This window comes from Acidobacteriota bacterium, assembly GCA_040752675.1.
GTDB lineage: Bacteria > Acidobacteriota > Polarisedimenticolia > JBFMGF01 > JBFMGF01 > JBFMGF01.
Map to the genome: position 1 here is coordinate 1 of JBFMGF010000114.1, position 25,591 is coordinate 25,591.

General features: G+C 50.6%; 14 protein-coding genes. 1 reads left to right on the forward strand and 13 read right to left on the reverse strand.

Features of this window, described 5'->3' with window-relative positions; translation table 11 throughout:
* Positions 1-6,694 (reverse strand): thrombospondin type 3 repeat-containing protein (locus AB1756_10090; GenBank protein ID MEW5807678.1); only part of this gene is annotated, 6,694 nt, incomplete at its 3' end.
* Between the two features lie 204 nt (positions 6,695-6,898).
* Complete coding sequence (locus tag AB1756_10095; protein MEW5807679.1) at positions 6,899-8,728, reverse strand: sulfatase-like hydrolase/transferase; 1,830 nt, start codon at positions 8,726-8,728, stop codon at positions 6,899-6,901.
* Positions 8,729-8,914: 186 nt separating this feature from the next.
* On the opposite strand from AB1756_10095, the gene AB1756_10100 reads away from it, so the two are divergent.
* Positions 8,915-10,387, forward strand: a complete 1,473-nt coding sequence (locus AB1756_10100) for a S8 family serine peptidase (protein ID MEW5807680.1) — start codon at positions 8,915-8,917, stop codon at positions 10,385-10,387.
* Between the two features lie 111 nt (positions 10,388-10,498).
* Here AB1756_10100 and AB1756_10105 read toward each other — a convergent pair whose 3' ends face one another.
* The 11 genes from AB1756_10105 to prfB all read right to left on the reverse strand — a co-directional run bounded on the left by AB1756_10105 (position 10,499) and on the right by prfB (position 25,579).
* Positions 10,499-12,631 (reverse strand): sulfatase-like hydrolase/transferase, encoded by a 2,133-nt coding sequence (locus tag AB1756_10105; protein MEW5807681.1) that lies wholly within the window; start codon positions 12,629-12,631, stop codon positions 10,499-10,501.
* Positions 12,632-12,882: 251 nt separating this feature from the next.
* Positions 12,883-13,689, reverse strand: coding sequence for a hypothetical protein (locus AB1756_10110; protein ID MEW5807682.1), 807 nt, complete (start codon positions 13,687-13,689; stop codon positions 12,883-12,885).
* Between the two features lie 305 nt (positions 13,690-13,994).
* On the reverse strand, positions 13,995-14,675 hold the full coding sequence (locus AB1756_10115; protein ID MEW5807683.1) for a lytic transglycosylase domain-containing protein: 681 nt from the start codon (positions 14,673-14,675) through the stop codon (positions 13,995-13,997).
* A gap of 1 nt (position 14,676) precedes the next feature.
* Positions 14,677-17,322 carry an alanine--tRNA ligase gene (alaS, locus tag AB1756_10120; protein ID MEW5807684.1) on the reverse strand — a complete coding sequence of 882 codons (2,646 nt, stop codon included), beginning with the start codon at positions 17,320-17,322 and terminating at the stop codon, positions 14,677-14,679.
* Positions 17,297-17,800: a regulatory protein RecX gene (locus AB1756_10125; protein MEW5807685.1), complete on the reverse strand. Its 504-nt coding sequence runs from the start codon at positions 17,798-17,800 to the stop codon at positions 17,297-17,299. The genes alaS and AB1756_10125 overlap by 26 nt, the downstream gene beginning before the upstream one ends.
* An 8-nt stretch (positions 17,801-17,808) precedes the next feature.
* Entirely contained in the window at positions 17,809-18,978 is a 1,170-nt protein-coding gene (locus AB1756_10130; GenBank protein ID MEW5807686.1) for a type IV pilus twitching motility protein PilT, read from the reverse strand.
* Positions 18,979-19,164: 186 nt separating this feature from the next.
* Positions 19,165-20,088: a branched-chain amino acid transaminase gene (locus AB1756_10135; protein ID MEW5807687.1), complete on the reverse strand. Its 924-nt coding sequence runs from the start codon at positions 20,086-20,088 to the stop codon at positions 19,165-19,167.
* A 196-nt stretch (positions 20,089-20,284) separates the two neighbouring features.
* Positions 20,285-21,406, reverse strand: a complete 1,122-nt coding sequence (dnaJ, locus tag AB1756_10140) for a molecular chaperone DnaJ (GenBank protein MEW5807688.1) — start codon at positions 21,404-21,406, stop codon at positions 20,285-20,287.
* Between the two features lie 13 nt (positions 21,407-21,419).
* Entirely contained in the window at positions 21,420-23,249 is a 1,830-nt protein-coding gene (gene dnaK / locus AB1756_10145; protein ID MEW5807689.1) for a molecular chaperone DnaK, read from the reverse strand.
* A 94-nt stretch (positions 23,250-23,343) separates the two neighbouring features.
* Positions 23,344-24,384 (reverse strand): heat-inducible transcriptional repressor HrcA, encoded by a 1,041-nt coding sequence (gene hrcA, locus AB1756_10150; protein ID MEW5807690.1) that lies wholly within the window; start codon positions 24,382-24,384, stop codon positions 23,344-23,346.
* Positions 24,385-24,486: 102 nt separating this feature from the next.
* A protein-coding gene (prfB, locus tag AB1756_10155) for a peptide chain release factor 2 (protein MEW5807691.1) occupies positions 24,487-25,579 on the reverse strand; the annotation gives its coding sequence in 2 pieces (ribosomal slippage) (positions 24,487-25,509 and positions 25,511-25,579; 1,092 coding nt in all).
* Between the last annotated feature and the right edge of the window lie 12 nt (positions 25,580-25,591).

Sequence of the window (25,591 nt, forward strand, 5' to 3'; positions counted from 1 at the left end):
CGAAAGTCCCTCTGTACACGTTGTAGATAGTGGCCTGAGGAATAGACTGCCAGGTCAGATCCTCCTTGTTCTTGTTGAACTGCAGCGTTGCCCCCACTTCCCCTGGTATTGCGCTAACCGAAGCATCAAAGGGAGCGCAATCTTCCAGATCCACAACCCCGTCGTTGTCGTCATCCGTGTCACAGGCATCCCCGATTGCATCGCTGTCGGTATCCTTCTGGTCACTGTTAGCAACGGACACACAGTTATCGCAGAGGTCCCCGTCTCCATCACCATCCGTATCCTTCTGATCAGGGTTCGCCGTGTTCACACAGTTGTCACAGACATCCCCCACATCATCGTTGTCGCTGTCATGCTGACCCGTATTGGCGTTCCATGGACAGTTGTCGTTCAGATCGGGTATGTCATCGTTGTCATCGTCCCAGTCGCAGGCATCACCTACACCATCCCCGTCATTGTCGGATTGACTGTTGTTCACATCGTTTGGACAGTTGTCGCAATCGTTACCGTAGTTGTCTCCATCGTTGTTCGCCTGGCTCTCGTTGGCAAGCCCCTGACAGTTGTCGCAGGCATCACCAGCCTTATCCCCATCCGTATCCTCCTGCAGAACGTTGGATACGACCCTGCAGTTGTCATCGCAGTTCACAGTGTTCCCTCCCGTACACTTGTTGTCCCCTATCGTACCGCTGCTGTCCCCGTCGTCCAATATCCCGTCGTTGTCGTCATCAACATCGCAGGCATCTCCTATCAGATCACTGTCCGTATCCTTCTGGTCAAGGTTGCTCACGTCAGGACAGTTGTCGCAGGCATTCCCCAGAGTGTCGGAATCGTTGTCAGTCTGATCCGAATTGGGATTGGATGGACAGTTGTCGCAATCGTCTCCCCTGCCGTCACCGTCCCCATCCAGCTGCGAGGAGTTGCTTGCGAACTGGCAGTTGTCGTCGCAGCTATTCGTAGCACCTCCAACACACCGGTTGTCCCCTATAATCCCACTGCCGTCCCCATCGTCCAATATCCCGTCGTTGTCATCATCCGCATCACAGACATCCCCGGTCTGATCCCCATCAAAGTCCGCCTGGTTCGCATTCGGATCGTTCACACAGTTGTCACAGACGTCCCCGACCCCATCACCGTCCCCATCCTCCTGCAGGGCATTGGCCTTCAGCCAGCAGTTGTCGTCACAGTTTATCGTCGCTCCAGCCGTGCAGGGATCCTCATGCTTGGTCCCATCGTTGTCCCAGTCCTCCGGTATCCCGTCCCCATCCGCATCATCGTCGCAGACGTCCCCCTTGGCATCGTCATCCACGTCCTCCTGATTCGGGTTTACATCGAAAACACAGTTGTCGTCGCAGTTCGCTGTGTACCCACCGTGGCACTTGTAGTCCCCCACACTCCCGCTGTTGTTTCCATCGTCCAGTATCCCGTCGTTGTCATCGTCAACGTCACAGGCATCCCCTCCTCCGGTCCCGTCGTTGTCCTCCTGCCCAGCATTGGCATCATACGGACAGTTGTCGCACAGGTCTCCCACTCCATCGCCATCCGTATCAGCCTGAGACTCGTTCGATAACCCGTCACAGTTGTCACAGACATCCCCCGCCCCGTCCCCGTCACCATCCGCCTGATTCTCGTTCGCATCGCTTGGACAGTTGTCGCACAGATCCCCTATCTTGTCAGAATCGACGTCTTCCTGACTCGGATTGTACTCATACTGACAGTTGTCGTCGCAGTTTGTCGTTACACCCCCGGTGCATGGATCAACCGTCCCATCCCCATCGCTGTCAGGAATCCCATCCCCGTCATCATCGTTATCACATACGTCTCCAGTCCCATCGTTGTCGAAGTCTTCCTGATTCGCATTCGAGTCGTTGATGCAGTTGTCACACGCATCCCCCTTGAGGTCTGAGTCGCTGTCCGCCTGCGTCAGGTTGTAGACGAACTGACAGTTGTCATCGCAATTCACAGTGTTCCCTCCAGTGCATCTGTTGTCCCCTATCGTTCCACTGCTGTCCCCATCGTCTAATATCCCGTCGTTGTCATCATCAACATCGCAGGCATCCCCATCCACGTCTCCGTCGTGGTTGAGCTGATCGGGATTAGAGACTGCGTCACAGTTGTCACAGGCGTCTCCCACATTGTCCCCTTCGCTGTCTGCCTGATCAGCATTGGCAGTTACGGGACAGTTGTCCCCCATGTTCCTGTATCCATCTCCATCTGAATCAATGGGTGAGATTATGAAGACTTCCCCGCAGCTCTCCCGATCGTTGCTGAGACCATCGGCAAAGGTCGCAGTCACTATTATGTCCCTGTACCCATCCTCGTTGTAATCACCGGAGATAAGGACGTTTCCAAAATTGTCGCTGTCACTCTCGGAATAGATCAGGATATCAGGCCCACTCGTAAGCAGATCCTTCGTCATCCCGATCAGTGAGCCCGTCCCATAGATGACGTAGACCTCCCCGCAGGAGTACCTGGCATTGTCCTTCCCATCTCCCAGAGGGGCTCCAATAAGGATGTCACCAGTCCCATCCCCGTTGATGTCTCCCAGCGCAAGACCGTCACCAAGATTGTCGCTGGCTTCGGCGCCATAGACGGCAAAGTCGGCATCCCCTGGAAATCTCATCTCCGGTGGAGCAGGCAGTGTAGCTCTGCCCTTTACCAGAAATACCTCGCCGGAAGAGCTTCGGACATCCGTGGGCGTTGGACCATCCGCTGAGGGTGCCGATATCATGAGATCCTCATAGATGTCTCCATCGAAATATCCGAATGTCATGTCATATCCGAAATCATCGTTCTGGTCGGCTCCTATCAGGACAAGGCTGTATTGTGATGAAAGGTCAAAGCTGCTCCCCGGAGTAGCGCTTCCCAGAATCATGAATACCTTCCCCACGTCAGATTCGCTCCCGTCATCAGCTCCAATAGCCCCTATCGCCATGTCGGCATATCCATCTCCGTTGAAATCCCCCGCCGCCACCTTCCTCCCTGCATAATCCCCTGAGCTCCCACCGCTGATGTAGATGTCATATCCGCCTGTCGTCGATAGATCCTTCTTCTTGGGCAGATCAGCCTCCCCATACACAACCCACACCTCCCCCGAATCCTCCCTCTGATTGTTAGTCCCATCTGCCCCGAATGCCCCTATCACTATGTCGTCATACCCGTCCCCGTTAATGTCCCCGCACGCCACTGACCTCCCTGTAAGATCCCCGTCATCCTTACCGAATACCGTCATGTCAGCATTAGTGATAGACGTGTCGCTGTTACTCAGATCAAACGTAGATGGAAAGTAGCTCTTACCCCTTATTACGTACACCTCCCCCGCGCTCGCCCTGTCGTTGAGAGGCCCATCCCCGTATGGAGATCCGATGATGATATCTGCGAATCCATCGTTATCAACGTCGCACGATGCGATAGAACGTCCTATGAAATCCATCGCATCCGGCCCGTAGATCGTCACGTCAGCAGGCTGACTGCCCATATCTATTGTCATCGGATGGTACCTCTCCCCGTACAGAATATAAACCTCCCCGCAGGAGTCCCTACCGTTGGATGGCCCATCCCCTCCCTGCGCAGAGATGATCACGTCTATGATCCCATCCCCGTTCACGTCCCCGTATGCCATCCCCGTCCCAGTCTGATCTCCCCCCTCCGGCCCGATTATCCTCACATCCTCCGTATCCGTCCCCATATCGATGTAACTGAAGTCGCATGGGTCTCCTACTCCATCCCCATCTGCATCCTCCTGCAGCGGGTTGCTCGCATACTGACAGTTGTCATCGCAATTTACCGTGTTCCCTCCCGTACACTTGTTATCCCCGATCGTCCCGCTGCTGTCCCCGTCATCCAGTATCCCATCGTTGTCGTCATCTTCATCGCAGACGTCTCCCGTTCCATCCGCCTCCGTGTCCCTTTGATTGGCATTGGAGATCATCGGGCAGTTGTCACAGAGATCCCCGAAGCCATCTCCATCCGTATCAAGCTGATCGTTGTTCGCCACGCTCCTGCAGTTGTCGCAGACATCACCGAAATTATCGTCGTCCTGATTACCCTGTCCCGCATTAGATATCTTAGGACAGTTGTCGTCACACCCTGTTGTGGAACCTCCCGTGCATGGATCCACAGTCCCATCCCCATCGCTGTCCGGAATCCCATCTCCATCGTCATCGTCATCGCAGACATCTCCAGTCCCATCCAGGTCTATGTCTGATTGATCGGAATTCACATCGTACTTGCAGTTGTCGCAGGCGTCTCCCACCCCGTCACCATCCGTATCCTTCTGGGCTGGATTCAAGGTATTCGGACAGTTATCGCAGGCATCCCCATCGCTGTCCCCATCCGAATTCTTCTGGTCCGGATTTGCCGTATTCACGCAGTTGTCGCAGGCATCCCCCTTGCCATCACCATCCGCATCGGCCTGATTCGCATTGCTGTTATTCGGACAGTTGTCGCAGACGTCTCCCACCCCATCATTGTCAGCATCCGTCTGGGATGGATTTGCAGCGTAATCACAGTTGTCGCAGACATTCCCCACTCCATCAGCATCTGCATCGGCCTGGTCATCATTTGAGTCGTACTTGCAGTTATCGCAGGCATCGCCGTAATTATCTCCGTCAGCATTCTCCTGGTTGGGGTTGGATACCATCTGGCAATTATCAGAGGTATCTGGATCACCATCTCCATCGTCATCGCTATCACACACATCTCCAGTTCCATCTCCGTCCAGATCATTCTGATTGGAGTTCGCAGTGCTCGGGCAATTGTCACAGGAAGACCCTACACCATCGGAATCTGTGTCTGTCTGCTCGAGATTGTAGACAAACTGGCAATTATCGTCGCAGTTAGTCGTTGCTCCCCCGGCACACCGGTTGTCTCCAATCGTCCCGCTGTTATCTCCATCATCCAGGATAGAGTCGTTGTCATCATCGGGGTCGCATCGGTCTCCCTGCATGTCTCCGTCGTTGTCCTTCTGATCCCTGTTAGCATCCCCAGCACAGTTGTCACAGTCATCCCCTATACCATCACCATCAACATCGCTCTGCCCGCTGTTTGCTATCCCGGGACAGTTGTCCCCGATGTCCCTCACCCCATCCAAGTCGGCATCTATAGGCGTGATCCCATACCCCTCCCCGCAATCCCAGATCGAAACGTTATACCCGTCCCCCGAGCTCGTCCCTAGCAGCAGATCACCGTATCCATCCCCGTTGATGTCCCCATCTCCGATTGCTAACCCTATCGCATCTCCCGATTTATAACCGAAAACAATCATATCCACTGTGTCAACCTTAAGATTGTAGCTGCTGAAGAGATATCCTCCATACAGTACATAAACCTCCCCGCAGGAGTCCCTGTTCTCCAGAGGTGCATCCCCTCCCACCGCCCCGAGGATCAGATCATTCGTCCCATCCCCGTTGATATCTCCCATCCAGACCCTGTCTCCAAGATTGTCAGCCTCATCGGCTCCGTAGATGATTATGTCGTGTGTGCTGGATAGGTCTATCTCGGTTGCCAGTGCACCGCTCCCATATATGACGTAGGCCTCCCCGCTTGCATCCTTCCCGTTCGAGATACCATCAGCAAATGTCGCTCCGATCAATATGTCCGCATACCCATCGTTGTTCAGATCGCAAGCATGTACTGATGATGCAGAGTTGTCTCCAGCCTCGGCACCGTATATCGTCACGTCTGCCGCAGAGGAAGCCAGATCCTTGCTCCCGCTCAGGCTCCCACCGTATATCAGATACGCATCTCCGCACATAGACCTCGAATCAGTCGGTCCATCACCACCAGTTGCCCCTATCAGAATGTCGTCGCTCCCATCCCCGTTCACATCTCCTACGCTCACGTTCCTCCCAGCAAAATCCCAGCTCCCTCCCCCATAGATCACATAATCTGCCCCAGTAGTAGACAGGTTTATCGTCTTAGATAAAGACGAAGAGCCGTAGATCAGGTATACCTCCCCTGCATCCGTCGTAGTCCCACCTGTCCCGTCACCCCAGGGAGCTCCTATCACAATGTCATCAGTACCATCGTTGTTCACGTCCCCTATCGCAAGCCCCCTCCCCAGCGAGTCGTCGTCATCCTTCCCGTAAATGGTCACATCGGCATTCGTTATGGCAGGGTCCACGTTCTTCAGGTCTATCACTCCCCCTATCGTCCCTCTCCCGTATATCACGTAGACCTCACCGCATCCGCTCCTCGAATTAGAGTCCCCATCTCCAAACGGCGCAGATATCACAAGATCATCCGTCCCGTCTCCGTTCACATCTCCGCACCCTAAAGCCCTCCCTGCATTATCCCCTGCATCTATCCCGTAGATCACTACATCCGCCTCCTCCTCGCTGAATCTGATCTCCCCCTTCGGATACCTGTTCCCGAAGACCACATACACCTCCCCAGTGTTGTCCCCTCTCGAATTCCCTGGTCCGTTCGCCCCCGGAACACCCAATATGAAATCCCCTGTCCCATCCCCGTTCAGGTCCCCTCCTGCTACACTCATCCCCATCTGATCCCCTGCATCCGCCTCCACACGCCCATCCTTCCCGATCAACCTCTGATCGTCATCATCCACAGAAAGATCGATCTCAATGGTCGCTATCTGTCCATGGATGGCTTGGATGGAAAATAGATTGCAAAAGAGGAAAATGGAAAAAAAGGCGAAGGCAAAAGGCAGGACCCTCATAATCTTAAACGATTGCATCGGTCCTCCTTTTGTTAAGACTGGCAAGAAAATGTAAAGAGCTATCCTGACAATTGTCAGATCAAATTGTTATCGGTTCCTTTTAATGATATATACGGCTCTTTTCAGATTTGTCAAGCATTTTCTCATGAGTATAGACCCGGAAAGATAACGTCCAATCAGGGACTTCTGTCCTTTCTGATGTCAGTGTCGAAAATCTAATCTTTAGGATTTTTTCCGCTGATCTACGAGTCGTTCTATCTCATGGAATCTCTTCATATTACGGAAAACAGGATCAGCAAGATAGATCCCTGGCTGACCGAGCCCCTTCATCAGCGAGTCTCTTATGGCTTCCATGGAAGAATCTTCATCTCCTGTTATAGCGTAACATCTTGCAATGTAGTAATAGACTTCCGGATTGCTATGATCTATGGAAAGAGACTTCTTGAAGCTTTCGATGGCATCGCCATATCGCTTGTTCTCTGCCATAAGCATACCTTTCAAAGTATGGAACTGCGGCTTGTCTGGAAAAAATTCCACGCTGGATTCTGAGACCTCAATGGCTCTATCAAGATTTCTCTGCTCGATATAGATTCTGATGAGCATTTCGTTTCCGATCTCATCCTGATAATACTGGTACAGTCTATCAAGATAGAAAAGCGCCTGCGGATACTGCCTCTTTTCATAGTGGGCCGTGCCGGCATATAAAAGGGCAAGCCTGTTTTCCGAATCGGCTTTCAGGATCGTCTCCACGTAAGGGAAGATCTTATCCTTCTGGTTAGTCAGAAAGAGTTTATAAAGGGCAACGATTTCTTTTTCAAGGTGAATGTATTTCTTTGGATCCTTGAGAGAACCCCCATCTTTTTTCTTAAATGAACCGGCGGAGATGTAGCCCAGACTGGCAAGGTCCCTCATAGTCTCCTCGTCCATCTTTACCCCTGATTTTTCCTCCCTCTGCAAAAGCTCCGCCATAGTCTGTGCCAGCTCTTTCCTCGAACATTCCAGCATCTCCGGCTCCTTTAAAGCCAGGTTCTGAAGTTCGGAGGGATCATCCATGATCCTGTACAATTCCGGCTCCGGCGCTTCGATGAACTTCCAATTCCCGGTCATTGTTGAATAGAGAGGGCTCCATCCCAGAGAAATCTCGCCCGACAACGATTCGATGTAATAGAGGCGCTCCCCAGTCCTTCCAGGTGGCGCTTCAATGATATTGCGTAGAGATTCTCCATCAACTACAAGTTCCTCTTTTATCCCCAACATGTCTAAAACTGTGGGGAATATATCGACCAATCCAACGAGTTCAGGTATTTTCTTTGCTTCACGCACATTTCCTGCCCTGAGGAGAAGTGGAACCATCACCGTCGAGTTGTAGATCAGATATTGATGCTCCATTTCGCCATGATCTCCAAGACCCTCCCCGTGATCTCCCGCGATGATGATGAGCGACCGATCAAATAGGTCCCATTCCTTCAGCTTGTCGAAGAAGGGCCCAAGCTGGGAATCCATATAGGCAATCTCACCATCGTACGGCGCATCGTGAAATTCCCTGTCGAAAGGGGCCGGTGGCGTATAGTCGGAATGCGGGTCGAAGAGATGCAGCCAGAGAAAGAATCTGGAATCTTTATTCTGGCTCAGCCATTTCAGGGCGATCCCTATAGATTCCTTGGCGGATCTTTCGATGATTGATACTCGTCCAGGAGTATTGTCATAAAAAGAATCTTCATAAAAGTCAAAACCCTGGTTTATGCCGAAACGCCTCGTCAGCGGAAATCCCGAAATGACGGCTCCTGTACGGAATCCTTTAGCACTCAATATTTCTGCGAGTGTGGTTGCATTGTCCGGAAGGTAATGTCTACCCGTGACCCTCACCCCATGCCCTGGAGGGTAGAGACCGGTCATTATCGTTGCATGAGAGGGTACGGTACTGGGAGAAGGGCAGACGGCATGTTCGAAGATAATTCCCTCTTTTGCAAAACCATCAAGGTTCGGAGTTTTCGCTTTCGCATAATCATAACAACCCAGATGATCGGATCGCACAGTATCGAGGGTGATCAAGATGATGTTTTGCAGGACGTTATCATCCCTCCCTTTCCCGCACGATAATATAAAAAGTGAGGATAACAACAGGAAGAATATGAATAACTGATTTTTGCTACAACACATCCTTTTCTCTATAATAGTTTATTAATTTAAATTAATTTACTGAATGGATCCAGTAAAGTCAATATTATGAAAGGAAAGATGCTTGACACCCTTTTTCTCATCCTGTTATGTTCGCTTTTCGTCATGTCGAGCTGTACGATATCCAGCAAGAAGAGATCGGAGAGAATCTCCTTTAAGACTGATGATGTTCCCGTGGTCATTTTGACGGAAACTTCCTCCCCTCTGAAAACATCAGAGCAGTTTGCGAAAGTGCTGCAGGAGGCATCTTCTTCTCAAAAATTCAAAGTCCTCTTCGATTTCAGAGAGCAACTTGACCTGGTGAACTTCAAGACGCGTCTGAATGGGTTGGGATTGAGCAAATCAGCCAGAAGAGATGAAGTCATAAAAGCCTTGAATATCCTGTCTGACAGGAAAGAAAAGGAGATCCGTCCAATCGTGGAATCCCTGATGGAACGCGGGGAGATCGAATACTTCAAGAAGTTCAGCATAGTGAATAGATTTTACGCTGTTGCCAGTGCTAGCGCCATCCGGGCTCTCGCCGCACGTGAAGATATCGCAAGGGTTATTGAAGAGTATCATTCTGCCTCAGAGCGCGCAGGAAGCCAATATGAAAATATTAAAGAGATCGAGGCGCTGCAGGGGGATATTACGGAGAACTGGGCTCTGAAGATTATGGGAGCAGAAAAGGTGTGGGCCATGGGGTTTGATGGATCAGGAGTCGTCGTTGGTTCTCTTGATACGGGTGTATGGTTGCACCATGAACAGCTCAGAAAAAATTTTCGGGGAGGAGACAAGAGCTGGTTCGATCCGGTCACGGGTACCTCAGAGCCTTTTGACAGCAAAGGCCATGGAACTGGAGTCCTGTCATGCGCCTCGGGAAGGAATGAGAACAGGAAGAAGATTGGAGTCGCTCCCGGTTCCACCTGGGTCGCAGCGCTCGCCAACCATAAGAATTTTTACAATAACATCCATATGACATGCTGTGCCGACTGGATGCTGAACGTTGCAAAGCCTGACGTCATCGTAAACGCCTGGTCTCACTCCCGTTCTAAATGCAAAGACTTCGATCTTGATTTCATAAATGCCTGGAAGGCTGCGGAGATATTTCCAGTTTTCGCGGCGGGGAATCAGGGCCCATCTCATTCCAGCAGCGAATCTCCGGCGGATCTCCCCTCGACATTCCCGGGAGGTGTTCCCGCTTTTTCTGTCGGTTCAGTTAACGCCGGGAAAGAAGTCTCCAGCTTTTCCTCCAGAGGTCCGAGTCGCTGTTCTGGAGAGATCTTTCCAATGGTCGTTGCTCCCGGAGAAGATGTCTTCTTTGCCTTTCCAATCCAGTCAAATTCTTACATGACTTACAGCGGCACATCGGCGGCTTCAGGATACGCTGCAGGTGCCGTTGCCATTCTCATCCAGAAGTATCCAGAAATGAGCGTGGAGGATCTGGAACGTCTCTTGAAAAATCATGCCGTGGACCTGGGAAGTCCTGGACCAGACAACGAGAGCGGCTTCGGTCTCATCTATCTTCCCGATCTCATTCGCTCTCAATGGTGAATCTCTCACAATCATCTTAAATATATTCCCTGAATATTTCGATGCACTTCCTGTATGATTATCACGAAAACTATTTTGTCCTGACTCGATTAGAACGTATTGAACTGGTGATCAGCGTGGACGAATCGATTTGAGGGCTTGCTGGCTTTGTTCGAAATTGGGATCATCCTTGGAGAGCATGCTGAAATGCTTCTTTGCCTCTTCGACCTGCCCCAGCTTCAAGAAGCAGAGCCCCATGAAATAATGTGCCGAGGATCGATCCTCCCTCGCGAGCACTTTGCCAAAGCAGTTCATGGCCTCTTTCACATGGCCAGCCTGGGCGAGGCACTGGCCATAGAGGAGAAGTAGATCTGTGTCTTCCCCGGCCATGGATTCGAAAGGCTCAAGAATTGAAGCGGCTTGTGCTGCTTGACCCGCCATGAGGAGGGATCTTGCGTAGGATTGCGCCACATCCGGATCTTTCGGTTTATTTCTATGGACGAAGGAGTAATGTTCCGCGGCTGTCGCGAAATCCTGAGCCTGGAAAGCAATCTCCGCCCGAATCGTATGAAGGGACCCATCATCGGGAATCATCTGCAAAGCCCTATCTATGATTTTAGTAGCTTCTGTTCCATTTCCCATCTGGATAAGCGCATAGGCCAGGTTTGGATAGAGCTCCACCTGAAGATGGTTTATCTCAAGGCTTCTCTTGTATTGCCGTGCAGCCTTTTCCCATTCTTTCCTTTTCAATAATAACCCTGCAAGTTCATTGAGGATTTCGGGAAAATCTGGAAATTTTGAGAGGAGAGAAGTATAGTAAGCTTCCGCTTCCTCATGGCGATTCATTGCAACAAGTGTCTGTCCGATCGTCAATCTCAGGACAGCATTGCCGGGATCCTTCTGCTCCAAGTTCCTCAGTTCTTCAAGCGCGGAACCGACATTCTTACCGCTGTAAATTTGCAATCTCGCTGCTTCCATCTTTCTGAAAAGGTCGATGCGATCCTTGGGATCGGCCAGCGCTCCGGAAGGAGTGACCCGAATGCCAGCTCCAATGTATCCCAGGCTCTGGAGTAGTTCTCGCTCTCTCACGGAGAGCCGGGTTTCCGCTCTACCAGGAACTCCCTGGATGCTTCTGAGAAGATCTGACAGTTCCAGTTCCGTCTCCTTTGCATGTTCGCCCTGAGATTCATAAAGATTCTTCTCTTCGAGGGGATCCTTCGCGAGATCGTACAACTCGGGGTATGGAGCAAGAATGAATTTTTCAAAAGATTTCCGAAAACCAATCAGCGGACTCCAACCGAAAGTTTCGTAGGGATGATAGCTCTCGATATAGTAGGGCCTTTCATCAAGCCTTTCTGCTGTTCCAAGCAACAATCCTTTCAACGAGCGTCCCTGAACCTTTGGTGGAACTGAAAATCCCAGAAGATCCGCAACCGTGGGAAAGATGTCGACGATCCCGACCTGGTCCTCAATCAAAATCCTTCGCACACACGGGCCTCCCTGGAAGATGAGCGGAACGTGAATAGTGGAGTCGTAAATGAAGAGTCCGTGGGTCTCCTCTCCATGCTCACCAAGGGATTCCCCATGGTCCGATGTCACGATGATGAGAGTGTCATCGAGTGCGTTAGCACGATCGCAGCTTGAGAGTATCCTCCCAAGCTGCTTGTCTATGTAAGCAATCTCACCAGCATATCTCTGTTCCCTGGCCGTGCCGAAGCGCCTGATGAACTCCTCCGGAGGCGCATAGGGGGCATGGGCATCGAAGAAATGGATGAAAAGAAAGAAAGGTTTTCGCGAGGGAAGCTCCTTGCGCACCCATGAGATTACCGCATCAGCCACTTCTCCGGCTGATCGTTGTGCAAAGATTCCCATGCGAAATCCATCCCCCTTTTCCTGTTCAGGAAGGGATATGCGATCATCGTATAGATCAAATCCCTGGGCCAGTCCGAATCTTCTTGAAACAGGAAATGCAGAGACAAAGCCAGCCGTCACATAGCCTCTTGACTTGAGGAATTCAGCAAGCGTCTCCTCTGAAGCCGGAAGCGCATATGTTCCATTGCCGTGCACTCCATGAGCCATCGGATATAGGCCGGTCAGCATGGAACAGTGGGCTGGCGTGGTGATACTGTTCGTCGATATTGCCCGAGTGAAGACTACACCCTTCCCGGCCAGGGCATCGATATTAGGTGTTTCGGCCAACCAGCTGCCAGCGTATCCGAGAAAATCAGCACGAACAGTATCAAGGCTGATCAGTATGACATTCAATGGTTTTGCTTGTGAGAAATGCGAGCAGCAGAAAAATGCGAGAAGGCTCAAGGCAGCGAGTGTGATAAGGAATAAAGAAATCCTAAGATGCGCGCTCCCTTTCATCATGATGATCTAAATATATTATATGTTTAAAAAGATTCTGAAAATAGGGCATTTGATTTGGAGGAAAGTCTTCACAACTTCAATGACATGAGGCAGAAAAAAAGGGGGGCGAAATTGCCCCCCTTGAGTACCACGATCAGACTGGATTAGTACAGCTTGTTTGCCCCTTTTCTGTAATCGTCAGAGGAGAATCCAGGCTTACCGACAATCTTGAACTCGTCAGAGATACCGTTGTAGGTAACGGTCACTGTGGTCCAATCTGTGGCATATTTGTCTAACCAGTCGGCATACCACTTCAACGTGCTGGAATTGACCGGGTTGGCCAGATCGATGGCTGCATCTCTTCCCTGCGGATTGAAGAAGAAGCTTGTGCCCACATTGAACGGAACGTTCCAGCTGTTGCCATACTCATTCTCGAGGTTAACTGTGAGGTTCGTTCTGTTAATGTTGTAATACAGTCCCTCTTTGCCGTTCATGGTTCCAAGTTCACCCATGTTGAGCAGGCTGATCTTGTCAGCGAGCGGAATGTTTCTACCGCACTCACCATATCTCCATCTTCCCGTTGACCACAGGAATCCGAATGTCTGCGATGTGCAGTTCCAGTTCACCGTGTATGGATAGTAATCATAGCCAGATTCGCACTTCGGATATGGTCTGTCGGCACTGACCCAGGAGCAACCGTTCCAATCGGGGTTGCAATAGTAGTCACTGTGCCAGCTCCAACCTACTGCCGGTTCCATATTGATGAAGTTGCTGAGTTTCTGATCACCATTGGCTGCCTGATCCACAAACCACAGAACCTCTTCTGCATGATCCGGGAAGATCTTCATTACCCGCATCGGCTCTTTTACGTGAGCTTTACCATTGGTGTTGACAAGCACACCATGGCCTTCTGGTCCGGCCTGATCCCAATCGCGGATGCAGCCATAGTCGACCAGCGCACAGCCAAACATCGATGCGACTGCTAAACAAAACACAGCGGTTAATAGTTTCTTCATTTTGGCTCCTTTCAATTAATGAGTTTGATTTTTCAATCAAATCCCAACTACCAGCTTAAATTTTGCTCTTTCTACCCCCCCCTTCTTCCTGGGATTCGCCAGCCTCACCGCCTCATTTATGAGCCCAGCGTAATTTTGCGTTTATTCATTTACTTTGAGCAAGATAGCAGGTCAAGGCAAAAAAGTAGACAAATATACAGATATTTATCACGGATTTTTAAATTTTTCACTTTTTGCTGTTTAAATTGCAGCAGATATTGTCAATTGACGATGCTTATGCTTCCACTCTTCGTCTGGATGATGTATGGCTTCGCCGCGATGATCGTCCCGGATATTTTCTTCTTCTGCGGATTCTGGAACCCCAGAAGCCGTTTGACATTCTTCACGTAATCCATCGTCTCGGGATAGGGAGGAATGCCACCATGATCGAGTACGGCTCTCTCGCCTGCATTGTAAGCGGCAAGAGCCAGTGAAAGATCCTCGCCAAAAAAATCAAGCAGGTATCTTAAATACTTGACGCCACCGAGGATGTTCTCATGCGGGTCGAAGATATCTTTCACGCCAAACCGTTTTGCAGTTCCATCCATTAGCTGCATGAGCCCTTTGGCACCTTTAGGGGAAACTGCAAAGGGGTTGTAACCTGATTCCACCGTGATGATGGCCCTGGTGAGTGAAGATGGGATGGCGTTTCTTTTGGAGATCTCTTCAATGATCTTGTTCCAATTTTCCAGTGTGGTTTGCACAGGATGGGACTGGAAAGCCATGTTGGAACTTCCAATCTTTTTATTATATCCCTGGGATGGGATGTTAGTAATCAACAGGGAAGTCTCCTCCTCGAAGAGATAAATCTCTTCGGCCAGAGTGGTCTCAAGGAAAAGCATCATCGTTGCCAGCACAAGAAAGAATTTAGCGGATGAGATGATACGAATCTTTGTGGACATTTCAGCAGATCTCCTCGATAACCTTCATCCCCCTCTCTATCGCTTCATCCAGCTTCTTCAAATCCCTCCCGCCCGCTTCGGCAAGATCGGCTCTTCCTCCGCCCCTGCCTCCAATTACTGCAGCCATCTCCCTGGCGATCACCGCTGCATTGCACTTTTGCGCCAGATTCTCCGTCACTGCCACAAGAAGAGCTACCTTTTCCTCTTCGACGTTTTCGAGGATGATGATGGCGGAACCGAGTTTCTTCTTCAAGTTGTCTGCAAGGGTCCTCATTTCGCACTTCTCGAGTCCATCGACTCTTCTGATCACTACCCTGTGCCCCTTGATGGTCTCAATCCTCTCAAAGCATTCATCTCTTATCTCTCCGGTCAGACCCTTCATCCGTAATCTGCTGATCTCGCTCTTCAGCGACCTGATTTCAGAAAGCCATTGGCTGATGGCCTCCACAGGATCTCCATGGCTAATATTGAGCATATCTTTAATCTTTTCAAGATGATTGTAGTTTTCTCTCAGGAGATGGAAGGCTCTATCCCCCGTCACGGCTTCGATCCTGCGGATGCCGGATGCTACGCTTCGCTCCAACACTATCTTGAAGAGGCCGATCTCTCCTGTGCGGCGGCAATGAATCCCCCCGCATAGTTCGGCGCTCACCTCGCCGATCCTCACTACTCTGACCCTCTCACCATACTTCTCACCAAAAAAAGCGATTACTCCTTTCTCAAGGGCTTCCCTGTATGATGATTCTTCCACATCAATGGGGATGTCTTCGAGGATAATCCTGTTGACGGTCCGTTCTATTTCCGCGATGGTTTCAGACGAGAGAGCGGAATAATGACTGAAATCGAATCTTAATCTATCCGGTTCCACAAGAGAGCCGCACTGTTTGATGTGAAGTCCAACAGAATCCCGGAGCGCATAATGCAGAAGATGCGTCGCGGTATGATTTCTCATGATCCTGTGCCTTCTTTCGCTGTCGATCTCGGCGACTGCCAGATCCCCCATGTGAACTTCTCCCTCTTCTACTTTCAGGTGATGGACAATCAGCCCCGGCAGGGGCGTCTGTACATCGAAGACATGGCATCGCCAGCGGGGCGTGACAATGTATCCTCTATCTCCCACCTGGCCACCGGCTTCGGCATAGAAAGGCGTCTTGTCCAGGATCAGCTCACCCTTTTCACCGACAGAGAGTTTCTCGACGGTTTCATCGCCACGGATAATCTCCAGGACTCTGCAGTCAAAGACCTCATGTTGCTCATAACCAAGAAACCGAGTTGAACAGTATTCTTTAACGCTATCGTAAACCGCCTTCCCTCTTTTCCCAACCTGCGCTGCGGCTTTGCTGCTCGATGCCACTCTCTGTTTTTCCATCTCTTCCTTGAAACTGGCCTCATCTATAGAATAGCCTTTCTCTGATGCGATGTCCTTCGCCAGGTCGAGAGGAAGGCCATATGTGTCGTACAGCTTGAATACATCCCTTCCGCTTATGATCCTCTCCTCATTATCCGACCGTGAGATCAGCTCATCGAGAAGTGCAACAGCCGTAGAAAGTGTCTTGGCATATCGTTCCTCTTCCGCACGGCACAGTTCAAGGATGTAATCTTTCGCTTCGATAAGTTCTGGATAGTTGTTCCCCATCTCCCTGACGACGATAGGTGTGAGATGATGGAGGAAGGGTCGATTCAGACCGAGAAAACCTCCATGTCTGATGGCTCTTCTCAGGATTCTTCTCAGCACATATCCTCGCTTCGTGTTTGAAGGATAGACCCCGTCAGCGATGAGGAAGGAGATAGCCCTCGCATGATCCGCAATGACTCTGAAGGAGACATCGTGCTCCGCACCGTAGGGAATTGCCGTGATTCTTGCCGTTTCTTCGATCAGCGGTCTGAAGAGGTCCGTATCGTAATTGCTATGGACGCCTTGAAGGACGGCTGCCAGCCTCTCAAGACCAGCGCCTGTGTCGATACTCGGCGCCTGAAGCGGCTCCAGCTTTCCCTGTTCATCGCTGTTGAACTGGATGAAGACAAGATTCCACAGTTCCATGAAGCGATCGCAATCGCATCCAACACCGCATTCCTCCTTCCCACATCCAATCCCCTCTCCCTGATCGAAATGAATCTCGGAGCATGGTCCGCATGGGCCTGTTTCCCCCATGATCCAGAAATTATCCTTCGCCCCCATCTTCACTATCCTCGATTGATCGACGCCGATCTCCCGTTCCCAGATCTGGAAGGCTTCATCGTCCTCTTCAAAGACCGTCACCCACAGGTTCTCTTCCGGGATCCTGTAGGATTTCGTGATGAGTTCCCATCCATAGGCTATCGCTTCTTTTTTGAAGTAGTCGCCGAAGGAGAAATTGCCCAGCATCTCGAAGAAGGTATGATGCCGCGCCGTCTTCCCGACCTGTTCAAAATCGTTGTGCTTCCCGCTGACGCGGAGACACTTCTGAGATGATGTGGCTCTCCTGAACTTCTTTTCCTCGTATCCGAGGAAGACATTCTTGAACTGGTTCATGCCTGCATTGGTGAAGAGGAGCGTCGGATCATCGGCGGGCACCAGGGGAGCGCTTCTCACGACCACATGCCCCCTCTCCTCAAAGTATCTTAAGAATCTTTCTCTAACCTCATCCGATCTCATCGTCTCGTTCATCCATCACTTTCCATTTTCTTATCCTTTCCATTACGGAACTTGCCGAGAAGCCTCTTCGCATCAGATAATTGTAAAGCCTTCGATAGCTCTTCTCGCTGGAATCCACCCTCAGGAGATGCAGCTTCTTCCTGATTGCTTTTTCCAGCAACGATTCCTCATCGATCTCGTCTTTCAACCTCTTGAGGATCGATTCCACAATCTCAGTCGAAATGCCTCTCCTGCCAAGTTCCACCCGGATGCGACGGCTGCCCCAGAGTCTCTCGGTAGCCTTAGAAACAGCGTAATTATACGCATAGTTCCGATCATCTATGTAACCCAGATCTTCCAGTTTGGCAAGGGATTTCGAGATGGTGTCTCCGCTGAATCCTTTTTTCTCCAGAATGCTTACCATCTCATGGCGCGTGCGGGATTTCCTTGATAGCGTCTTCAGGCTTAAGGATAATGCTCTCGCCACTTCCCGGTTATGTTCATCAGGCACTTCTTCTTTTACCTTGTTACTTTTCCTGGAGGAGGGGTCCTAGTCGTATCGTATTCGTCCCCTGTTCTGAGGATGGACTCCATTTCTTCGTGCGACATATCGGCCGTGGACTGTATCCCCTGGACTCTGAGCTTGAATTCATCGGGATTGGTGGCTCTTCTGAGGGCTTCTTCCAGTGTGATCAGGTCCAATTTATACAGTTGGAACAGCGATTGATCGAAAGTCTGCATTCCGTACTGTGATGTCCCCTGGAAGATGGCATCGCGGATCATCTTCGTCTTATCCTTGTTCTCTATACAGTCCCTGATGTAAGCCGTCGATCGCAGGACTTCTACGGCGGGGACACGCCCCCTGTTATCCGCCCTCGGCATCAATCTCATGGAAATAACCGCCTTCAATACGGCTGCGAGCTGCAAACGGATCTGTTTCTGCTGGTGAGGCGGAAAAACAGCGATGATTCGGTTGATCGTCTCCGTGGCGTCGAGAGTGTGAAGCGTGCTTAGAACGAGATGTCCCGTCTCCGCCGCGAGAAGGGCAGTCTCGATCGTCTCGTAGTCTCTCATCTCTCCTACGAGGACAACATCGGGGTCCTGCCGGAGAGCGCTCCGGAGAGCGCTCGCAAACGATCTAGTGTCAACTTCCACTTCCCGTTGATTGACGATGCTCTTCTTGTCACGGTGTAAAAACTCTATCGGGTCTTCTATGGTGATGATGTGTTCGGTTCTCGTCGAATTGATATAGTCAATCATGGCTGCCAGGGTCGTTGATTTTCCACTTCCCGTTGTTCCCGTCACGAGGATCAGACCCCTTGGTTCGTCGGATATCTTTTCGAGAACGACGGGCAGCAGAAGATCCCTGATCGTCTGGATCCTTACCGGGATGACGCGGAGGACCAGCCCCACGGCTCCCCTCTGCTGGAATACGCTGCAACGGAATCGGCCGAGACCAGGAAGGGAGTAAGCCATATCGATCTCGAAGTTATCTTTGAACTTCTGCTTCTGTCGCGCGCTCATGATGCTGAAGGCCATAGCAATTGTATCTTCCTGCATCAATCTCTTCTGATCAGTCAAAGGAATGAGTCTGCCGTCAATCCGGATTACAGGATGGCTCCCCACCTTGAGGTGGAGATCGGAAGCTCCTTTTTCAGTTGCTATTTGCAGAAGATCATTGATATGCATTTTCACTCCGCAAGATATTCAATTTAAATTTAATCACCCTGCATGGCCAGTGTCAAGTGAGAAGCAGAAATATCCTGATCCATTGCTCGCATGCATGAGAGATACGGATGCATCACGGTGGATACACTTCGGCACTCATGACACTTTTTTATGAAATCGAGTACTGCGATAAATTCCGATTAGGAACTATCGGACGGGAGTAAGCCAGCCGAAGAGGTCTTCTTTCTCTGCCCTTGAAATGGCGAAGAATTCTTTCTGCAGCTTTTCCGTTATCTTTCCTCTCCCACCATTCCCAATGATTATCTTATCTATCGACCGGATGGGTGTTATCTCGGCGGCAGATCCTGTGAAGAAGACCTCATCGGCGATATAAAGAGCTTCCCTGGGGATGAGCTGTTCGACAACGGTGATATTCAGATGAGCTGCGATCTTAAGAACGCAATCTCTGGTGATCCCCGGGAGAACGGATGCTCCAAGCGGAGGAGTGAAGATCGTCCCTTCCTTCACGATGAATATGTTCTCCCCGCTCCCCTCGCTCACATAACCGCTCACATCAAGGGCGATCCCTTCGGAATATCCGTTAAGAATGGCTTCCATCTTGATGAGCTGAGAATTCATGTAATTAGCCGAACATTTGGCAAGAGCCGGCATCGTGTTTGGCGCAATCCTTTGCCAACTGGAGACCTGAACATCGACCCCTTTTTCAAGAGCTTCCCCGCCTAGGTAGGAGCCCCATTGCCATACGGCTATAGCAACATCGACAGGGCATGAGAAGGGATTTACCCCCAGCTGTTCGTATCCGCGGTAAACGATCGGCCTAATATAGCACTCTTCCATCCTGTTCACTTTAATAGTATCAATAATGGCCTGGTTGATCTGATCCTTGGAGTAGGGGATCTCCATCCTGTACATCTTGCAGGAGTTGAAAAGCCTGTCCGTGTGGGGCTGCAGTCTAAAAACGGCCGATCCTCTCTTCGTCTTGTAGCATCTCGCACCCTCGAACAGAGCCGTCCCGTAATGAACTACATGAGAGAGAACATGAATTTTTGCATCATCCCAATTCACGAAATCTCCGTTCATCCAAATCTTATCTGTTTTTTCAAAACTCATTGGCCACTCCTTTCATGCATTCTTGCACAAGAGTCATTCTGTAAGACCGCGCGGATCAAATGCGATTTGATATTGCGTCAATTTTTTAAAGCGATACAGTATTAAAAATATTATATTAGAAGATTTTTTATTGCAAGTGAAACAAGGAGCGCACGCTTGTGTCAACTATCGAATCTGCGATGCAGGCGAACGCGTATCAGGCAAAGATGTTCTTCACCTTTTCAAAGACTCCCTTCTCCTGATTCTTAATCTCGTCCTTCTCTAGTTCGGCAAGTTTTTCCAGAAGAGATCTCTTCTCCTTTGATAGCCTTCTGGGGGTGACCACCTGGACCTTCACATATTGATCCCCACGCCCATATCCGCTCATGGATGGCATTCCCAGACCCTTCAGCCGAAAGGTCGTGCCCGATTGTGTCCCGGCTGGAATCTTCACGGACCGGGTTCCTGTCAGGGTTGGAACCGAGACCTCTGCTCCCAGCGCTGCCTGAGAAAAGGTCAAAGGTATTTCGCATAGCAGGTCATCTCCTTCCCTCCTGAAGAAAGGATGTTCCCTGACATGAATGAAAATGTAAATATCCCCAGGGCGACCTCCTCTTATCCCGCCTTCCCCTTCCCCCTGGAGTCTGAGCTTCATGCCGGAGTCGACTCCTGCGGGAACCTTCACCTTAAGAGTCTTTTCCCTTTTTATCCTCCCCTCTCCTCCACAACCATTGCAGGCTTTTACGATGATCTTTCCACTGCCACCGCACCGGTCACAGGGCCTGCTAAGGCTGAAAAAGCCTTGTGAAAACCGGATCTGCCCGCTTCCACCACAGCGTTGGCAATGCTCCATTCCTCCTGATGGATCAGCCCCGCTTCCGCCGCAGAAAGAGCAGGTTTCGCTTACTGGCACGCTGATCTGCGTTTCAAGCCCGCGAGCGGCATCCTCAAATGAGATCTCCAGATCATACCTAAGATCGGCTCCCCTCCTCGATCTTTCTCTCCTCCCCGTAGCGTGGCCAAAGAAGGATTCAAACCCAAAGAAGTCTCCGAGAATATCGCTGAAATCGGCGAAGATGTCCGAATCGAATCCGGTGAAAGGTATGGATCCCAATCCTTCGTGTCCGAACTGGTCGTACTTTCTCCTCTTATCCTCATCGATGAGGACGCTGTAAGCTTCGGCCGCTTCTTTGAACTTCTCCTCGGCTCCCTTGTTACCCGGGTTCCTGTCGGGATGGTACTTTAGAGCGAGGTTCCTGTAAGCCTTTTTGATCTCTCTTGCATCTGCGTTCCTGGGAATACCAAGCACTTCGTAATAATCTTTCTTTGCCAATGATATACTCCATTGATTACTATGGATTCTTCCTGCCAAATGATTTCGGATCGTAGAGGATCACATCTGAAAGGATCTGCGATGCTTCATCCATGTTCTGGATCTGCTTCGAAAAGATCAGGATGTCTGTGGAGGCAAGGGATTTCCTCGCGTCCTGCAGATATCGATCTACTTTCTTCCTCTTCTCTTCCCCCAGAATGTCCCCGAATTCCCAGAAAGTCTTTGTGACAGATTCTATCAGCCCCTCGAGCTTTGATCGCATCTTCAGCAGTTCTGCTCTCTTTCTATCTTCCTCTCTATATTGCTTAGCCTCCTGAACTATCCTGTCGATCTCGGCCTCGAACAATCCGCTTGATGGTTTCACGACGATTTTCTGCTGTTTTCCAGTGGACTGGTCTCTTGCCGAAACATTTACGATTCCATTTGAATCGATATCGAATGTCACCTCTATCTGGGGAACGCCTTTCGGACAGGGTGGGATCCCGACCAGATCGAATTTTCCCAGAGATTTGTTATGCGCGGCGATTTCCCTTTCCCCTTGAAGAACATGCACTTCCACCATTGTCTGATTGTCGCTTACGGTGGTGAAGATGCGACTCTTCTTGACAGGAATAGTCGTATTTCTATCGATGATCTTGACGAACAAGCCTCCCTTTGCCTCGATACCAAGCGACAGCGGCGTGACGTCGAGCAGGGTCATCTCCTTCACTTCTCCTCTCAGGATTCCTGCCTGGATGGCGGCACCAATCCCCACAACCTCATCGGGATTGATACTCCTGTTCGGCTCGCAGCCGAAGATCTCCCTGACAGTCTCAACAACTTTCGGCATCCGTGTCTGGCCGCCCACAAGTATCACCTCATCAATATCTGATGGCATCAGACCGGCCATTTTTATGGCATCGAAACAGGGACTCTTCGTCATCTCGATTAGATCGAACGTCAGCTCTTCAAGTTTTTTCCTAGTCAGAACTTTCTTGAGATGCTTCGGACCCGAGGCATCTTCGGCTATGAAGGGAATGTTTATTTCCGTTTGTTCCTCCCGGGAGAGGATAATCTTCGCCTTTTCAGCGGCTTCTTTTATCCTCTGAAGGATTACCCGGTCGCTCCTCAAGTCTATGCTGCTCTCATCCAGAAAGGAGGCCACGAGCCAGTCCGTGATCCGCTGATCGAAATCCTCTCCCCCCAGAAACGTGTTGCCGCTCGTCGACCTGACCTCGAACACTCCTCCGGAGAGGCTCAGAATTGATATGTCGAACGTTCCTCCGCCAAGATCGTAAACGGCAATCTTCTTGGACTCAGAGCCACCGAAGCCATAGGCCAGAGAAGCAGCCGTTGGTTCATTAATGATGCGAAGGACATTGATTCCCGCGATCCTTCCGGCGTCCTTCGTGGCCTGCCTCTGGCTGTCATCAAAATAGGCTGGCACCGTGATGACGGCCCCTTCAATAGGTCCTCCCAGATACTCTTCGGCGATATCTTTGACGTGTGCAAGGATCATGGCTGATATCTCTATCGGAGAGTATGTCCTCTCCTCAACCTTTATGTGGACGTCCCCGTTGGCGGCAGGGATGAGCTCATACGGGAGCATCATCTTTGCTTTCTGCGTCTCATTGCTATTGAATTTTCTTCCCATCAGCCTCTTGACCGCAAAGATAGTCTTTGTGGGATTGAGTTGTTGCTGCCTCTTGGCGAGAAGTCCCACGATCTTCTCATTGCCATGCGTGAAGGCGACGATCGATGGAATGGTTCTGCTCCCCTCTCGGCTCGCGATCACGACAGGGTTTTCTTCCTCCAGTACGGCCACACAACTATTTGTAGTCCCGAGATCTATTCCAATGATCTTTCCCATACCCTGAACCTGCTTGATGTCAAAGGTTCACTCCATCCTTCTTTCCCCATCACCCCAGGCTACCGATTCTTCTCTACTTCCACACATTCCTCTGCTATTTGTTCAAGACGATCCTGTTGAGGAGCCTGGAGAGGTATCTGACGAGAGATATCACTCTGGGATACTCTATCCGCTTCGGTCCGATGATTCCAAGAACTCCTAGAGATTGTCCTTTGATGCCATACGTCGAAGCGATGAGGCAACAATCGTTCATCTCAGGATAGACGTTCTCCGAGCCGATGAGAATCTTGACTCCCATCTCTTCCACGCATTCATTCAGGAGCTTGACGATCCGGCTCTTCTCCTCGAAAGCCCTGAAGAGTTCTTTCATCTTCTCCAGATCAGCAAACTCTGGTTTATCGAAGAGATTGGATGCCCCATCGACGATGAGGTCCTGGCTCTCCTCACAGCATTCAAAATATCGCTGGGCCAGCAGGACGGCATTCCTGAAAATGGAATCGCAAGCCTCCCTGTCCTCCCTCATCATCCTGATGATCTCATCCCTCACCTCGATCAGGGTTTTTCCCTCCATGCGGCGCACGAGATATGTTCCAATCCTGTCCAGTTCATCCTGGGAAAAATCCTCATTTACATCCACGACCTTGTTGTGAAGAAGACCCGATCTGGCGACGAAGAGGACCATGATCTTCCTGGCTGCCAGCCTGATGAATTCGATGTGCTCGAAAATGGTTCCGGACAGATTCGGCGTAAGGACGATCCCGATGTTGTTGGACATCCTCGAAAGGATCCTTGACGTTTCGATGAAGAGTTCCTGAAAATTGTTCCCGATTTTTTCCAATTCCTCGCTGATACCCGCCGCTTCCCACTGCGGGAAACCTTCCTTCTGGTCGATGGCATTGACGAAGAAACGGTAGCCGAGATCAGTGGGGACTCTCCCCGATGAAGGGTGAGGACGAAGGAGATAGCCATACTCTTCCAGTCTCGCCATGACATTTCTGACGCTGGCCGGACTCAGATGATATCTCTTGATCTTGGCGATCATGCTGGAGGGAACGGGTTCACCCGTCAGTATGAAAATCTTCACCGTCGCTCTCAGAATATCTCTTTCACGAGGAGTAAGTTCCATGAATACCATCGGATCGCTCGAACCCATCTTTTTTGAGCAATATAAAATTGCCTGTATCCTTTGTCAAGAATTTGTTTATCAGGAAGAAAGTTAATTCCTTACGTGGAAGTGTCATTTCCGCTCGGAGAGAAGATAACTCTTGATGAAGAGGTCAAGGTCGCCATCCAGGACCCTCTGGACATCTCCTGTTTCAAGCCCTGTCCTATGGTCCTTGACCAGATTATATGGGTGAAGGACATAGGAGCGGATCTGACTTCCCCACTCGATCTTCTTCTTCTTCTTCTCTTCCGCCATTCTCTTCTCTTCCATCTCCCGCATCTTGAGTTCAAAGAGCCTGCTCCTCAGGATTCCCATTGCTACTTCGCGGTTCCTGTGCTGTGATCGCTCGTTCTGGCACTGGACAACGATCCCGGTCGGAAGATGCGTGATTCTGACTGCCGAGTCAGTGACGTTAACGTGCTGGCCGCCGGCCCCGCTGGACCGATAAGTATCAACTCTCAGGTCCTTCTCCTCGATCTCGACCGTGATCGATTCATCGATCTCGGGGTACGCATCCACTGAAGCGAACGATGTATGCCTCCTCGCATTGGCATCGAAGGGGGATATTCTAACCAGCCTGTGGACTCCCTTCTCGGCTTTGAGATAGCCGTAGGCACCCTTTCCCTCGACGAGGCAGGTCATGCTCTTGATTCCGGCTTCTTCACCCTGGAGGTAATCAAGGATCTTGACGGAGTATCCCTTTCTCTCCGCCCACCGGAGGTACATCCTCATGAGCATGGCTGCCCAGTCCTGAGATTCCGTACCTCCAGCCCCGGGATGGATGGCAAGATAGCTGTTGTTATGGTCATGCTCACCCATGAGCATGATATTCAGCTCTTGTTTTTCAATGGTTTTTTCTATCTCATCGAGGGTCGACTGTAGTTCCTCTTCTATTTCCTCCCCTTCTTGCGCAAGCTCAAAAAAGATCTTTACCTCATCGAGCCGTTTCAGAATACGTTCCATTCCTTCTATCTCTTCTGCGATATCGCTCCTCTTCTTAAGTAGCTGCTGGGCTTCCGTCTGGTTGTTCCAGAATCCGGAGCCGGCAATCTTGGCATCCAGTTCGGCGAGAGTCTTCTTCTTGTCCTCCAGATCAAAGATAGCTCCTGATCTTGTCGACTCTCTCCTCAAGATCCCTGTATTTATAAACGGTTTCTGATTTCAATTTCCTCACTCC